Raw genomic sequence first — 15159 nt, 5'->3', positions numbered from 1 at the left:
GTTTTAAGAAAAACTATTAAGTTATGAACAGAAATGTATAACGATGATAAAGGAAGATCTTCCAAAAATTACGGGAAAGGGTACTTACATAGATGATATATCTCCTAAAAATGTGGTTTACCTTCACGTAGTTAGATCTCCGATAGCAAGAGGTATAATAAAGAGCATAAGTAGGCCAGAAAGCGCATTACTTTCTTTGACATGGGATGACGTAAAAGCTTACATGCCAGTTAGAGCAGATCCAGAAACCATGAAGCAGTCAAAGATAGTCAAAATGCCGGTTTTGGCTGATGGAAGGGTTAACTTTGTTGGTCAGCCAATTTTAGCCTTTGTTGTAGAGGATAGGTATAAGACTGAAGACGTAGCTGAGGAGGTATCCATAGATTACGAGGAATTAAAACCAATAGTTGATGTAGAAAAAGCCATGAATAGCGATGATGAAATACATCCGGGGGTAAAGAAAAACATTTCCGTTGATAAATTGCTTGAAGGGGGTGAATTATCCGCTAAAAGCAAAGCTGATGTTGTTGTAAGAAGGAAACTTAATCAGACTAGAGTAGTAGCGAATCCCATGGAACCAAAAGGAGTAATAGCTTACTGGGATGGAGAGCATATTAACCTATATGGCTCATTTCAATCTTCTTTTAGAGTCAAGGATGATTTAAGAGAAGCGCTAAACATACCACCAGAGAAAATCAGAGTTTACTCAGCACCAAATGTAGGAGGAGGTTTCGGAAATAAGGTACCATCACATCCAGAATACGTACTTGCAGTAATAGCTTCAATGAAATTAGGCAGACCCGTTAAGTGGATAGAAACTAGATACGAACATCTAAAGAATCCAATTATAGGTAGAGGAGTCCTCTCAGATATAAAAATGTACGCTACTAAGCAAGGAGAAATTTTAGGAGTAGAGGGTAATGTAATTGTGGACTTTGGAGCGTATAATTATACGCTAAACCCTACTACTCCAGGGTTTATAGCCCAGTTAATAACTGGTCCTTACAAGGTTAAGTTTGCTTCAATAAGAGCGTATGGAGTATTTACTAATTTACCTCCCACTGGTCCTTATAGGGGTGCTGGTAGGCCCGAGGCAGCCCTAATTCACGAGACGTTGATAGAGGATTTGGCTGAGGAATTGGGAATGGATCCAGTTGAGATAAGGAGGAAGAACCTAATAGGAGATAACGGCTATGTGACGCCATTGGGAGTGAAAATAGATCCAGCGGGATACAATGAAGTGCTTAACGAAGCAGAAAAATACTACAGAAAAGCGAAAGAAACCCACAAAGACAAAGGAATATCAATAGTAATATTTACTGATTTTGTAAGATTATCTCCTGGTGAAGGCGCTAGAGCCAGAATAGAAAATGGTAAGATAAAAATATATGTTGGAGCAGGTCCTCATGGACAAGCTCATAGTGATACGTTCTCAAAGTTAGCGTCTGAAGTTCTGGGGATTTCTCCGGATCTAATTGAAGTCGTTACTAATACCACAGAAGGTGTAAAGGAAGGAATTGGAAGCTTCGGATCAAGAACTGCAACTGTTGGAGGCTCAGCAGTTATTGAGGCTTGCAGGCAATTGCTCAATAAGGTAAATATGCCTATAGAAAAAGCGTTAAAGGAATTAGAAGGTGTAGAGGCAGAAGTATTTTATAAGGCTAATGATATATTCTCACCAGGCGCTCATGTGGCAGTTGTAGATGTTGATAAGGAGACTGGTTTCGTTAAGGTTCTTGAGTATTATGCAGTAGACGATGTAGGCAGAACTTTAATTAAGGAAGAGATAGAAGGTCAAATAATTGGTGGAGTCCTTCAAGGAATCTCGCAAGTATTATGGGAGCACGCACCCTATGATGACAATGGAAATCCGTTATTCTCCTCAATAGCGGATTGTGGCGTTCCCACCTCTGTAGAGGCTAATTATAAGGTTTACGTTAATGAAGTTGAATTTCCGTCATCTTTACCAGCTAAGAGTAGAGGAGTCGGTGAGGCTGGCACTACTGGTGCTTTGCCTGCAGTGTTTATAGGGTTAGAAAAATTACTTAAAAGGAAATTCAATAAGACACCAATCTACCCATGGGAAATCACTAATACGTAGATCTCTGTTTTTATGAATCTACTCTTTTCTACTTATAAAAAATCATGAGATTTTGTTTAAATTACGACTGTGGGGTGTTTACTTTAACGTCTATAATGAGCTCATCAAATGAATTCGTGAAAGGGATTAAAATCTTAGGGAATGTTGTTCCTCGTATAAATTCAAATATAGAGAACTTTCTTACTTAATTTCAATAGAAACGTATATAACTGATGAATGTAATATGTTTGTTATGACCGGCAAGATGAGCGAAAGAAGATTAATAGCACTTGTTCTTACTTCGATAATAGCTGCGATATTAGTTGGAGCTGCAGTATTCGTACTTTCTAACGTATTTAAATTGTTTCCAGCTGATTACTTACTTTACGTTTATGCTGCCATATGGTTCATAGCAGCAATAATTGTTTCCTATTTCGTCTCATCCATTATAAAATATAGGCTCAGTAACATTATAGGTTATGATAATGCCTCCAGTGTGTCCTTCATAGCCAGATTGTTAGGTTATATCATAGGATTTGTGGGATTCTTCATCCTGCTAAGAGTGAGTATAGGTGCTGCATTAGCAGCAGGTGGATTTGCTGGATTAGTTCTAGGATTAGCCTCTCAAGACGTTCTTTCTAATATTTTCGGTGGGATAATGTTAGTCTTTTCAAGACCTTATAAAGTTGGCGACAGAATAACTGTATCCACATGGCAATACGGTCTTATTGCCCCTACTTATCCGCCTAAGTTTTTCTCTAACGATTTCCTTATTCCGGGATATACTGGGGTTGTAACTGATATATCACTACTTTATACGACTATCTATACTGATGATCAAGTTCCAGTCAAGATACCTAATAGTATTATGATACAAGCAGCTATTTTCATACATAATCGAGAGGAGAGAAGAAAGGTAAGGACTAAATACGAAGTATCTAAGGATATGGATCCGGATATAGTTATAAATACATTAAAGGAGAGGATAAGGGAATTAGAATTCGTACTGGAAGAGCCTTCGATTAAGGTGCTAGAAACCACATTCAATACGTACATATTAGCTATAGACACCGTTTGTAAAACTATATATGAAGAGCCAGTGAGAAGTGAAATTTTGAAAGTGACTATGAAGACAATTAAGGAACTACAAGAAAGTCTTAAGAGAACAATAAGGAGTGATCATTAATCATGTCCTGGAGGTTAAAGATTCAGAAAAAAGACTCATTAAAAAAGAGTGAGGAAAGAGTTACAGAAATTTAAATAATTGTTTTCGAAGAGTTTCATTAGGCATTGCTAATATTCAGCACATTCTAGAGCTGAAGATAAAGCATTAATCAAGTTCTATCAATCTGCTTATGAGATTAGTGAGGAATTCTCGGTTGAGTTTAGATTTATTTTAGCTGATAAATAATATACCCTAATAGTAAAGGAGATCGAATAATATAGTCGTGTCTTGTAACACATATTATTAAATTCATACATTTACGTCCTTGAAGAAGAAGTAAAAGAGAATAGTTGCCGTCAAATATAGTGTAGCCGTGATGAAAAATGGAAAGGAAAGATTATTGAAAGAGAATAGATATCCTGTTATTGTTGGTCCAATAGATCTAGGTATAGCATCAAGTAATTGTAACATGCTGTTAGCTCTTCCTCTTTCCTCTTCTTTGACAATTTTCATTACGAAGGAATTCATCAAAGGACCACTAATGTTCATTAAAGTATTTCTGCTAACGTACAAAACACCCGCAATAAAAAGAGAAGGCGAAAATGGCATGAAGAAAAGTATGATTATAGCTAATAAATGAGTAAAGAAGATAGTTCTTATTCTTCCAAGTCTCCTCCCTAAATAAGGTGAGAAAAGAGTGCCCAATGCTAAAGTAGCCTCTGAAATCGCATATATGGGAGAAAGAGAAGATGCAGTAACACCAAACTTCAAGTTAAACCATAGTGATAACATAGGTAATAGGAATCCTGCACCTAGACCTATTATTGCTTCTGTGGAAAGTTTCCCTATTATCCTAAATGATGAGAGATGTAATGAAAGTTTCTTCGTTCCCTTATATTTTTCTTTAACTGGAAGGATAAGAAGCAGTGATACTATCAATATCCCAGCATCCATTACAATAATCTCTATATATGAAAGGAAGAGAGGTAGTAGAGAACCCATAATTGAGAAAATGATATTCAATGACGTTCTATATGCAAATATCTTGTCCAAGTCCTGGGTCTTTTCAGCAATGAGAGAAGAAATGAGACCGTAACCTTGGTTAGCAAAAAGATAAGCAAAAGGAGTAAATAGAATTAGAAAATATGAGAGAATAGATACACTTCGAGATATTATAATATATCTTTTCCTACCAAATGCGTCACCTAATGTGGCGAAAAATAATGAAAGAAGAGTATTAAGTACAATAGCACTACCCAAAATCTCTCCTATAAGAAGTGTTGATAAACCAAGAGATTTGAAATATAAAGGAATTATAATGGTATTAGCTCCCCATATTACACCGGGCAATGAAGAGGAGATAACGAGAAAAAATCTTCCCGCATAAGATAAAGGTAATTTGGGTCTAAATAAAGTCTTCTAATTATGAGTGGTTGAAAATAATTTACGTAAAGGCGTGGAATTTGAATACTCCGAGTACAATTTATTTTTAGGTACCACCCTAGATGTAGATAATAAATTCTTGAACGGTAGTGTGGAAAGAAAGTCAAAAATATTCAGTTTCCTCACCATGAGTGGGTTTCCCGCTAATGTTATGATGGGTAATATGACTTCGATGAACTTCAAGTTGAATACAAAGTATACGAGATTCAATGAGAACCAACCCTCTGTTGCTAATTGTAATCAGTTAACCGCGATGAGGCGATTAACCTCAATTCATAATTTTCAGTTATACGAATTTACAACGTAAATCAGTTCAATTGTTAGGTGCTACACACTATCGCCTCTAGAAATTCAACTATTTTTACAACTTGCTCAGAAGCTGAAGATAGGGTTAAATCTAACGCTAGCACTTGTCTCTCTATCTTTCCTATACATTAATACGCTTCTTTATCGCCATATCTTATACAACATTCTAAAGTCAGCCTTATATTGTTGTAAATCATACAATATCCGATATATATGAGTGAGATAATAGATAACGTGGATCTAAGAATTCTTAAATTGTTACAGAAAAATGCTAAATATTCTCTAAACGATATGGCTAAGGAGTTAAAAATTCCAAAATCTACTCTGGCCTATAGAATAAAAAGATTAGAAAATCTAGGGATTATAAAGGGTTATTACACGCAAATAGATCCCACGGCGTTAAACCTTGATTATGTAGTGATTAGTCTAATAAAGGCTAAATACGGGAAAGATTATCATATCAGATTGGGATCAAAGCTAGGTGAATTACCAGGTGTTTGGGGAGTATACTTCGTTTTAGGTGAAATTGATTTCATAGTTATGGCAAGATATAAGAATAGGGAAGAGTTTATGGAAAATTTCCTAGAAAAATTAATGAGCATGCCAGAAATTGAAAGATCTAGCACTCAAGTTGTAGTAAAGATAATTAAGGAGTCTCCAAATTTGGTTATATGGTAACAGTTTGTGAAGTTTTCAAATTCTCAATTACTTTTTAAATTGTCTATATACAGCATAATATGTTAAAATACGATAGTTTATAAATATTCCGCAAAACAATATGATAGTCTAATTTATTGCATTTTTAAAAAAAGAATTGCTAATTTTTCATTATAATGGAGCAAATATAGAGAAAAGCAAAATTAAGTTCAGGTTCCTAGTTTGTGGATTTTCTGAAAATTGAGGCTATTCTCTATATCAAGATTATTCATAGAATTATCGTCTAGTTTTCAAATGATACACACAATATCAGGTTCCTTTTATAATGAAAAATTTATCGGAGAAACTTGAAAATCAATTTTATTCTCATCTTATCGTCATAGTAACTATTGACCTCTAACTTGCTAAAGTTTTTACTGCTTAGCCTCAGAATTTCAAGAATTGAAAATTTTTAGGAAGAGACGCTTTGTGGGGTATTGTAAACTATCTGGTTTAGTACGTTATTTTTACTATGAGGAGAATATGAAAAAGTAAAGTAAGGTTTGAAAACACACAAAGTAGGAAGAGATATGACAATACATCTAGTAATTTCTTCTATCAAGTTGTTGCGTTAAATTAATTTTAAAAATAAAAATTAATATCTTAGATAAAAAATAAAATATAGAAACTATTACATATTTAAGCTACTCTTTCTTGTCCTTCAAAGGTTACTCCTTTAGTTTCCTTGTAAAGTGAATATGCAATCAGAGTCACAATCATTCCTGCAATTCCCCAAAACACTGGAGCCAATCTATAACCAGTTGCATAAATTAAGTAAGTTGCAATAAACGGCGTAGTGCCTCCAAATACTGCAACGCCTACATGGTAATCAAATGACAGAGCGGTGTACCTCACCTTTGTGGGAAATAGCTCAGTTAATGCAGCAGCGTATGCTCCAGTTCCAAATGAACCAACTATAGCAATTAATGTCTGTGCTAATACTATTAACGGGAATTGACCAGTGGATATTAGATAGAAATATGGATAAACGAGAATTAATAGACCCACTGCGGTAGCAATCATCATTGGCTTTCTCCCTACCTTATCAGCAACCATGGCGAAAATAAATATAGATATTGCCTCAACTACATAACCTATTGTTAACGCTAAGGATACCTCCTTAGCCGGAACGCCAATGATTGTCTCTAGATATGAAGTAGCGAAAACACTAGTAGCATATGTTAGTGTAGTTCCTCCAACTATAAATCCTAAACCTAACAGTATTTTCTTCCAATGAGTTTTAAATGCCTCAACTAATGGAACTCTGGAGATCTCGCCTTTGTCTTTAACTCTCTTAAATACTGGAGACTCTGTTATCTTAAGTCTGATTATTACTCCAATTACAGCTATAAAGGCACCTATAACGAAGAGAAGCCTCCATCCTATTGAGGAAAATGCGTGAGGTGTCATTATATTACTAAAGATGAATATTAGCCCAGTAGCCATTAATGGACCAATTCCCTGTGCCATTTGAGCAACTCCTACATATAAAGCCCTATTAGTTGGCTTAGCAAACTCTGCAGTTAACGTTATTCCTCCACCAAATTCTCCTCCTAATGAAAAACCTTGAAGAAGTCTTAGCGTAGTTAATAACGCAGGAGCTAAAATACCTAATACAGCGTAACCAGGCAATAGACCCGTAAACAAAGATGACAGTCCCATTAACGTCATGGTTATTATTAACGTGTATTTTCTACCTATCTTATCTCCTAGATGACCGAAAACTATAGCTCCTAAAGGTCTTCCAGCGAAACCAGTAGCGAATACTGCTAATGTGTCCAATAGGGAAACCAATTTATTGTGGGAAGGGAAGAAAAGTGCAGCCAAAGTACTGGACACAAAACCAAAGATTAGGAAGTCATAAAACTCAAAAGCTATTCCTATCATAGCAGCTATTGAAACTTTTGTTTCTTCCTTCATAACATTCTTTCTTTATTTATTTGAGCTTTCCTTTATATTTTATATATACAGGATTAGATGAATTCATGATTTACCCACGTGAGTTTTGGACAATGTACAACCTAACAATTATTGGTAAGACCGTTTCTCTACCTAAAAATCAGATTTTATTTAACATAATTAGTCATATTCACATAATAATAATATACAATGATTAACTTATTTTTATATTATGAATTAGTTTACAAAACTCTGATCATCTAGATTAGTATAAATTCATGTTCATACGAATTATCTTCAAGTATTACTATTTCCGAAAGTCTTAGTAGGATATGGACATTCAAACTAGTACTTTCACGTAAGAACTAGTCTAAAGACTCCCACTAATTCACAACGTAAAATAACTGAATTATCGGGCGATAGTATGTAACGTCTTTTAGGATAATCAATACCTTAGCTTATAATTAAGCTGATAACTTTACTTTTCATCCAGTATTACTTAAGAAGAAAATAGAACTTCCTTTTCAATTCAATCAAGATTCTGTAATCATAATTTCAACTTAAAGTATCGACGCAATAAATACGTCATAACATAGATGCAGGGGATATGTATAAAGAGAATGATGTAATATATGTCATTCTATATGAAAATAATTACGAGACAAAGAGTGCTGACGGAGATATTAAATGTTAAATAGATAGTTTTAATGGATCGCGGAAGACCCTTTCATGCCTCCTGCAAATTCCTTATATGATATGGATATTTCATCTAATACTTTCATGTAAAACTGGTCTAATAATTACTAACGTTCATGACTATCGTTAACAGTCAAATGTAGAGTATTCAAGTCTTCATGTGACAATGAAATGAATTAGATATTATAGTAGCTAGCTAGATCTGACATTTACGTTCTAATCGCTATGTTGTCTATTAATGCTCTGATTAAGCTTAAAGAAAACGTTATGATAATTAAGCTGTTGAACTTAAAAATACCATAAAAAGTTATTAGTGATAATTGTGATAAAGATTTTATGAATATAAAATTACCCACCTTAGATGAACTTAGGCAAATATCAAAATATTTCAATCTAGATCTAGATGATGAAGAATTAAAGAAGTTTTTATCCTTAGCTATAGTTCAGCTTAAGTCGTATGAACGATTAGACTCCTTACCAGATTATAATTTAGGGAGTAAATATCAGAGAACTCAAGGTAGACCTCCTACAAGAGAAGAGAATCCTTATGGCGCATTAGCCTGGATAACCTCAATTAAAGGTAGAGATGAAGGTAAGTTGAAAGGAAAACGAATTTGCATTAAGGACAATATAATGGTTGCGGGAATACCAATGCTTAACGGTTCGAGAATGTTAGAAGGTTTCGTACCCAATATGGATGCAACTGTGGTCTCCAGAATTTTAGATGAGGGTGGAGAAATCGTCGCTAAAACGACATGTGAAGATTTATGCTTTTCCGGTGGTAGTCATACGTCTTATCCTTGGCCAGTCTTAAATCCAAGAAATCCAGAATACATGGCTGGAGGTTCGTCTAGTGGTAGTGCTGCAGCTGTAGCATCTGGGTACTGCGACATGGCAGTAGGTGGAGATCAAGGTGGTTCCATAAGGATTCCTAGTTCATGGGTTGGAATATTTGGCCTTAAACCCACTTATGGACTAGTTCCTTATACTGGTGCATTTTCTATAGAACCTACGTTAGACCATTTAGGACCTATGGCTAATACAGTTAAGGATTTAGCATTACTTTTAGAGGTCATTGCAGGAAGAGATGGTTTAGATCCTAGGCAACCAGATACTTTACCTCCTCCTCCGGTAAAGCCTTACTCTAAACTGATTGAAGGAGAGGTTAAAGGAATGAGTATAGGCATAGTTAAGGAAGGATTTGGATGGCCCAATTCGGAAAAGGATGTTGATGAGGTAGTATTAAGTTCAATTAAAAAATTCGAAGAACTTGGAGTGAAGGTTGAAGAAGTTTCTATCCCTTTACATAGGTTAGGATTAGATATATGGACTCCAATAGGTATTGAAGGAGCAACTGCGACTATGATATTGGGAAGTGGATTAGGATGGGGAAGAAAAGGGTTATTTGAAACCCAAATAGCTGAGTTCTTTGGTAACTCATTAAAGTCTAGAGCAAGAGATTTGCCAAACACCGTTAAGGGAGTACTTCTATTGGGATACTTCATGATAACGAGATATAACAATAAATATTATGCAAAAGCGAGAAATTTAGCGTTATTGTTAAAGCAAGCTTACGATGAAGCCTTAAGGAGATATGATGCACTAGCAATGCCCACAACACCCATGAAAGCTATGAAATACAAAAGTGAACCTAGCTTCGAGGAGTATTTCATGATGTCACTAGGGATGATAAACAATACAGCACCATTCGACGTTACGGGACATCCAGCAATAAATATCCCAGTAGGGTATTCAAACGGCTTGCCGGTAGGTTTAATGTTGATAGGAAGACATTTTGAAGAGGATAAGGTCCTTAAACTTGCATATGCATTTGAACAGAGCAAACACTAATAGCTAAGAAATTGATTAATTGTGACAAAAAGTTATGTAAGCTGAGATCATTCGAGACTCATTCTAATAATATTTAAGCAGAGATTAACCAACTAATGGCGGATCTGATTAATGGGATATCTAAATTGTGACCATGCCTAAATTACTGTTAAATGCATATGGACTCACACTTTAAAAGGACATATAGGGTACTAATTGCAATACTTTTAACTACGATAAAACTCTTACTGTTAAACGAGTGTTAAATTTTTTGTTTGTTTCATACTCTATTACAGAAATCAATTCAAACATCTGAGGTGTGTAATCCTTGACGTGAACTTCTATAACATCATCTTTTACCTCTATATTTCTGACTAAGTTGCCTATTGCCGAAGTAATTTGATCTTTTATATAATCTATGGGATCAAGTACTTTATACCCTTGTATACTTACCTTATTTTTAACATATACTATAACCTCGTTATTTATAATATCAATTCCTACTAAATTGTCTTTAAGGATATTTCTCAACCTCTCATATTCCTTAAAGAGCTTCTCATTCATATCCTAATTTCCAATTTTTAGCTATTTATTCTTAGTCATACTTAAGTTTCATCAATAAAGGGATATCAGAATTAATGTTAATCTGAAGAAATATATGAACTATCAGAGTAGTGAAGGAATTTTAGTAATTTACAATTTTGGAGTTAAAAGAGTCATGCGAGAGTAAGATCTGAAATTTAACTTAGATTATTCTTAAGATGGATTCCTATTCAACGAGTTCTATTATATTTTAGATCAAAACAAACTTCAACTCTAGCTTTCAGTTTGGATTAGCTTGATTAAATTTAATGAGCCGAAATAGCGCTCATATAAATTCCCCTCATGATTTACTTAGAGAAGTTAATTATAACAATTTCAATTCTTAGACATAACGTAAATTCCATGATTACTGTTAATGGCATGCAAATTTAGGTATACTCATGACAAATATTTTTATGGTTAAAAAAAGAATATCATAAGTTTATATATATCTAGAAAACGCAATATTAATTCAGAATTTAAGCCCAAAGTTTTTAACCATTAATTGTCATTATAATATAATGAAGCTTAGAGTTGGCTTCATAGGTATTAAAGGGGGTGTAGGAAAGACAACATTGGCTCTGAACACTGCTTTTTATCTCTCTAATAAAAAATATAAAGTTCTTTACATTGACAAGGATTTTCTGTCAATGGGTTCCCTAATTTTAGGTTTTAATGGAAAGGGATTTCACAAGGCTATAACGGATGATTTAGGTAAAGAGGAGTATGAGTATAAGGTAAATGACAATTTAACTATTTTCAAATTCTATAGTGATCCAGTAAATGAAGAGATTCTACAAGAAAGGGCTAAAACTAAAAGTGATAAGCTAATAAAAGCCTATTTGGACGTGATCTCTAAAGGTTATGATGTGATAATTGTAGATTATGGGAGAATATTTAAAACAAATGATCCATTAGTATACACGGAATTTGACTTATTTAGAAAACACTTTCATGACTATCTTATTGGAGGAGTGGGAATTACTAATGCTTTGATAGAAGATGTAATTAAAGATGTAAGATATTACATAGATTTAAGAATGCGAATAAACTTCAAGCCTTTAGCTTTTGTGATTAATATGGTACCTCAAATAGGAGATATACAAAGGGAAATTAATGAAGAAATTAAGAAAATAAGAGATATATTAAACTGTGAGGTCGTGACTATTCCGTTTAAACAAGAATTCCTACAATATAATAACCTAGGAAGACACGAGGATTTAATACAAGTAGGAAAAATTATCGAAAGGTATATAAACCAAACGTGAACAGATCGAAGTCTAGACGAGTTATAGGTTTCACTCACATAAAACTGCAAGTTTAGCACAAAACGGACAGATTGCACTTCTTAGAAGTTTAGAAAATCGCTGTCAGATGATGGATCTTTCAGTGCTTTGTAGAGGTGTTTATAAACTATCTGGTTTGGAACGCTCTTTTTACTATGGAGAGAATATCAATGTAAGTTTCTGAAAACTCTACAAAGTAGATTTTCAGACATTTCCTACATAATCTTTACGCTTAACGAGAAATTCAAAAAATTCTCAATGCTTGTCAATTCACCGATTCAAGTTTGATTTGAAAGATTTGCAAATTTGGGTTTTTGTTCTCCTTGTCAATGAATTTCGAAGATTTTACAAAAATTGCGGGCAGAAAGCTTCGCCTTTTTAAGACGGAGATGAATGCCCGCGAAAAGTTAAAATAAAAGCAAAAACAGAAAAACACTCATGCTACAAGCTCCAGAGCGAACTGTCCGCGAGGACAGCTCCATCGAGGAGGAGATCGTGACAATCAAAATGAAGATCTCCTCCTCGGCTCTGGAGCCCATAGCCGAGAAATATATGCAAGCTAAAAGGTTCGTTCTACAATGGTTATATGAACACAAAACCACCTCTCTAAAAGAAGTACATAATGCATTATATGAACTCCTCAGGGAGAAATTTGGTTTGAAATCAAAACTTGCTCAAGATTGCTATCGTGATGCCACAGCTACATACAAAAGTTGGTTAAAGAATCCCAAAAAAGGGAGATTTCCAATCTTAAGAAACGTTTCCTTATGGTTAACGCCAAAAGCTAGTTATACTCTTGATTTCAACACGATGACAGCTAAGATACTGGGGGAAGAAGTGAAAATCATTGGTTATCCTCACAATCTTTCACAGTACAAGGACTTCAAAGTGAAAGAAGCAAGACTAGTCAAGAGAGGAGATGATTGGTATCTCAACATCACTATGAAAAAGAAAGTACAAGTAGAGAAGCAAGTTAAGGGGCTTATGGCTGTTGACATAAACATGGACTTCATCACGTTAGGTAATGATAAACAGGTTATAGAAATTCCAACACGTCTCCATGACGCTTTTCATTTTAAGAAATTAGGAGAGCAATTGCAGAAGAAATATCAAAGAAGGTGGAGGGAGAATAAGAGGATTCTCAATAGGATTAGGAGCTTTCATATGAAGGCAAGGAATATTGTGCAGGACTTTGCCAAAAAGGTTGGTAAGTGGGTGGTTGAGGAAGCAAAGAGACTGGGTGCTAACTACATCGTGTTGGAAGACTTGAACAAGATATGATTTCTCATGTGAAAGGGTTGAGGAAAGACTACAGAGATAGGTTATATTTAATGCAGTACAGACGCGTGCAGTACTGGATTGAGTGGCAGGCTAAGAAACATGGATTGAACGTGATATACGTTAAGCCAGCGTATAGTTCAACTACTTGCCCCAAGTGCGGTAATAAGCTGAAAGGAAATGGATATAGGACGTTTAAGTGTGAGAAGTGCGGTTTTGAGGATCATCGTGATTATATTGCTGTGTGTAATTTGTATGGGCGGGGTTCTCTGAGCCTCGCGACTGCCCCCTATATGAGAGATGTAATTCCGAATCGATGGGGGGAACTCTCGCCATTTGATGGCGGGGAGGAAGTCAGCCTTTAGACATTGTAAAATAGTGGGGAGAAAGTTTCTCTTCATCAAGATAGAGATGAACGCTAAAAAATTATCCCACAATCCAGTCATAAGTCTAGATTATTTGCAATTAAAATCATCTTTTTAGCTATTCTAAAATATTCCTTAGCCCTTTCATCATCAACAACGTGAAGTTCAACTGGGGCATCGAAAGGTAAACCGTATTTATCTACAGCATTCAAAAATATTTTTCTTCTAAGTTCTATTATTTCCTTATCTGTTAACTTCCCTGGGAAAAGTATTAATATATCGATGTCACTTAGAACTGTTATTCTATCTTCGGCAACTCCTCCAAAAACGTAAACCTTAACGTGATTATTGAATTCCTTAGCTGAGCGTAGTATTATTTCAGCGTATTCTCTCCATCTAGATAAGTGCTTGAATTTATTCTTTACCCAGTTTGACATTTTTGCTTATCTCCTCTAGTTTATTAATAACCTTTTCAGCAATTTTAATTAACTCTTCTACTTGTTCCTTATTGTATTCTATCCCGCCGCATCTACTATTAATATATGCATTTTCAAGGTCAGTCAACGCATCCCTATAACTTCTTGCTAAATCCCTAATCTCTTGGGAAAATCTTGAATAGCCACTTTCCTCTAGGTTTAATGAAAGGGAAGAAAGTAGGGAGCGTATGTCATGAGACCTAATTTCAGTAGCAAAGAGCTCTAGTAGCACAGTCTTAATATAAAGTTGAACAGCTTCCTCAGCATAGAAAATTGCATTGTTATATGCTCCTTCTTCTAAGTCCCTTTTTCCATCCCTTAAAAATTGTAAAGCAGTCTTTTTCATTATTCGTACTTTATAACCACTCACAGAGAAATATGTAGTGTCTCAGATTATATTTTCTACCTTACGGACTTCTTTTCTTACTTACATTTTCTTTCTATTTAAAAGTGCTTTGTGGGGTTTTCAAGCTCTACGTTACTCTTTCATATTCTCTTCACAGTTAAAAAAGAACGTACCAATCTAGAGATAGTTCACAGATGCCCCACAAAGCAGGAATAATTAGAGTATTGTCAATTTGTGTTAAGTTAGCAAAAAAGTTTATATAGACAGTTATATATAGAAGAATATGCAAGATAAGATAGAAATATATGGCGAAGATTATGATGAGAGACTATCTGTGATATTTGCTGATCCACAATTTCTCTTACCTAATTTATTGGGTGCTTTAAACGTTGAAGTTAATGGGAACGACTTTAAAGCTGAAATTCCAATGTCAATACTTTTTGGAAGAGGGACTTTCTTGATACATGGAAAAATATTTACCTCTTTGAATTCTATAACATATGTCATTAATGTTGCAGGATATGGACCAGATAAAGGTGGGAAAATCAGAATAGACTTTAACAAGAATGTTATAAAGATAGACATTTCCCTAAACATTCCAGCAGAAACTCTGAACGGAAGGATAATAAAGGGGAAAGTAAAAGAGTTTAAAAGCAATGCAAATGAGCTAATAAGGCTAGAGAGAATAAAGAGGAAGATTTGAGGAATCAT

12 protein-coding genes and 1 pseudogene are annotated in these 15159 nt (G+C 34.8%); 8 read left to right on the top strand and 5 right to left on the bottom strand.

From position 1 onward, the window contains the following. Positions 1-43 precede the first annotated feature (43 nt). Positions 44-2101: a xanthine dehydrogenase family protein molybdopterin-binding subunit gene (locus V6M85_RS08460; protein ID WP_338598739.1), complete on the top strand. Its 2058-nt coding sequence runs from the start codon at positions 44-46 to the stop codon at positions 2099-2101. Positions 2102-2333: 232 nt separating this feature from the next. After that, positions 2334-3266: a mechanosensitive ion channel family protein gene (locus V6M85_RS08455; protein WP_338598736.1), complete on the top strand. Its 933-nt coding sequence runs from the start codon at positions 2334-2336 to the stop codon at positions 3264-3266. A 288-nt stretch (positions 3267-3554) separates the two neighbouring features. Here the strand turns inward: V6M85_RS08455 and V6M85_RS08450 are convergent, their stop codons facing one another. Next, positions 3555-4607: an MFS transporter gene (locus V6M85_RS08450; RefSeq protein WP_338604692.1), complete on the bottom strand. Its 1053-nt coding sequence runs from the start codon at positions 4605-4607 to the stop codon at positions 3555-3557. Between the two features lie 67 nt (positions 4608-4674). On the opposite strand from V6M85_RS08450, the gene V6M85_RS08445 reads away from it, so the two are divergent. Together V6M85_RS08445 and V6M85_RS08440 are read left to right on the top strand one after the other, a co-directional pair. Further along, entirely contained in the window at positions 4675-4995 is a 321-nt protein-coding gene (locus V6M85_RS08445; RefSeq protein ID WP_338598733.1) for a hypothetical protein, read from the top strand. Between the two features lie 212 nt (positions 4996-5207). Continuing rightward, the gene (locus V6M85_RS08440; protein ID WP_338598732.1) at positions 5208-5672 is read left to right on the top strand and encodes an Lrp/AsnC family transcriptional regulator; all 465 of its coding nucleotides are present in this window, start codon (positions 5208-5210) and stop codon (positions 5670-5672) included. 657 nt (positions 5673-6329) lie between these two features. Here V6M85_RS08440 and V6M85_RS08435 read toward each other — a convergent pair. After that, positions 6330-7610 (bottom strand): MFS transporter, encoded by a 1281-nt coding sequence (locus V6M85_RS08435; protein WP_338598730.1) that lies wholly within the window; start codon positions 7608-7610, stop codon positions 6330-6332. Between the two features lie 1011 nt (positions 7611-8621). Between V6M85_RS08435 and V6M85_RS08430 the strand changes: the two genes are divergently transcribed. Further along, positions 8622-10136 (top strand): amidase, encoded by a 1515-nt coding sequence (locus tag V6M85_RS08430; RefSeq protein WP_338598727.1) that lies wholly within the window; start codon positions 8622-8624, stop codon positions 10134-10136. 210 nt (positions 10137-10346) lie between these two features. On the opposite strand, the gene V6M85_RS08425 is transcribed toward V6M85_RS08430, so the two are convergent. Further along, positions 10347-10679 (bottom strand): hypothetical protein, encoded by a 333-nt coding sequence (locus tag V6M85_RS08425; protein WP_338598724.1) that lies wholly within the window; start codon positions 10677-10679, stop codon positions 10347-10349. 539 nt (positions 10680-11218) lie between these two features. Here V6M85_RS08425 and V6M85_RS08420 point away from each other — a divergent pair. Together V6M85_RS08420 and V6M85_RS08415 are read left to right on the top strand one after the other, a co-directional pair. Further along, the gene (locus V6M85_RS08420) at positions 11219-11965 is read left to right on the top strand and encodes a ParA family protein (protein ID WP_338598721.1); all 747 of its coding nucleotides are present in this window, start codon (positions 11219-11221) and stop codon (positions 11963-11965) included. Between the two features lie 456 nt (positions 11966-12421). Continuing rightward, positions 12422-13626 (top strand): annotated as a pseudogene (locus V6M85_RS08415) (RNA-guided endonuclease TnpB family protein). A 77-nt stretch (positions 13627-13703) separates the two neighbouring features. Here the strand turns inward: V6M85_RS08415 and V6M85_RS08410 are convergent. Further along, positions 13704-14063 (bottom strand): nucleotidyltransferase domain-containing protein, encoded by a 360-nt coding sequence (locus tag V6M85_RS08410; protein WP_338598718.1) that lies wholly within the window; start codon positions 14061-14063, stop codon positions 13704-13706. After that, the gene (locus V6M85_RS08405; RefSeq protein WP_338598716.1) at positions 14041-14448 is read right to left on the bottom strand and encodes a HEPN domain-containing protein; all 408 of its coding nucleotides are present in this window, start codon (positions 14446-14448) and stop codon (positions 14041-14043) included. The genes V6M85_RS08410 and V6M85_RS08405 overlap by 23 nt, the downstream gene beginning before the upstream one ends. Before the next feature lie 283 nt (positions 14449-14731). On the opposite strand from V6M85_RS08405, the gene V6M85_RS08400 reads away from it, so the two are divergent. Continuing rightward, a complete protein-coding gene (locus tag V6M85_RS08400) occupies positions 14732-15151 on the top strand; it encodes an STK_08120 family protein (RefSeq protein WP_338598713.1) in 420 nt (139 codons plus the stop codon). Positions 15152-15159: the final 8 nt, after the last annotated feature.

The sequence above is a fragment of the Sulfolobus tengchongensis genome, from assembly GCF_036967215.1.
Taxonomy (GTDB): Archaea; Thermoproteota; Thermoprotei_A; order Sulfolobales; family Sulfolobaceae; genus Saccharolobus; species Saccharolobus tengchongensis_A.
This window is presented reverse-complemented; position numbering and strand designations above follow the sequence as displayed.

Bases quoted from the DNA above. Each gene is read 5' to 3' on its own strand.
- V6M85_RS08400 (WP_338598713.1), top strand. From the start codon at position 14,732: ATGCAAGATAAGATAGAAATATATGGCGAAGATTATGATGAGAGACTA.
- V6M85_RS08425 (WP_338598724.1), bottom strand. From the start codon at position 10,679: ATGAATGAGAAGCTCTTTAAGGAATATGAGAGGTTGAGAAATATCCTT.
- V6M85_RS08455 (WP_338598736.1), top strand. From the start codon at position 2,334: ATGACCGGCAAGATGAGCGAAAGAAGATTAATAGCACTTGTTCTTACT.
- V6M85_RS08405 (WP_338598716.1), bottom strand. From the start codon at position 14,448: ATGAAAAAGACTGCTTTACAATTTTTAAGGGATGGAAAAAGGGACTTA.
- V6M85_RS08460 (WP_338598739.1), top strand. From the start codon at position 44: ATGATAAAGGAAGATCTTCCAAAAATTACGGGAAAGGGTACTTACATA.
- V6M85_RS08420 (WP_338598721.1), top strand. From the start codon at position 11,219: ATGAAGCTTAGAGTTGGCTTCATAGGTATTAAAGGGGGTGTAGGAAAG.
- V6M85_RS08430 (WP_338598727.1), top strand. From the start codon at position 8,622: ATGAATATAAAATTACCCACCTTAGATGAACTTAGGCAAATATCAAAA.
- V6M85_RS08435 (WP_338598730.1), bottom strand. From the start codon at position 7,610: ATGAAGGAAGAAACAAAAGTTTCAATAGCTGCTATGATAGGAATAGCT.
- V6M85_RS08410 (WP_338598718.1), bottom strand. From the start codon at position 14,063: ATGTCAAACTGGGTAAAGAATAAATTCAAGCACTTATCTAGATGGAGA.
- V6M85_RS08440 (WP_338598732.1), top strand. From the start codon at position 5,208: ATGAGTGAGATAATAGATAACGTGGATCTAAGAATTCTTAAATTGTTA.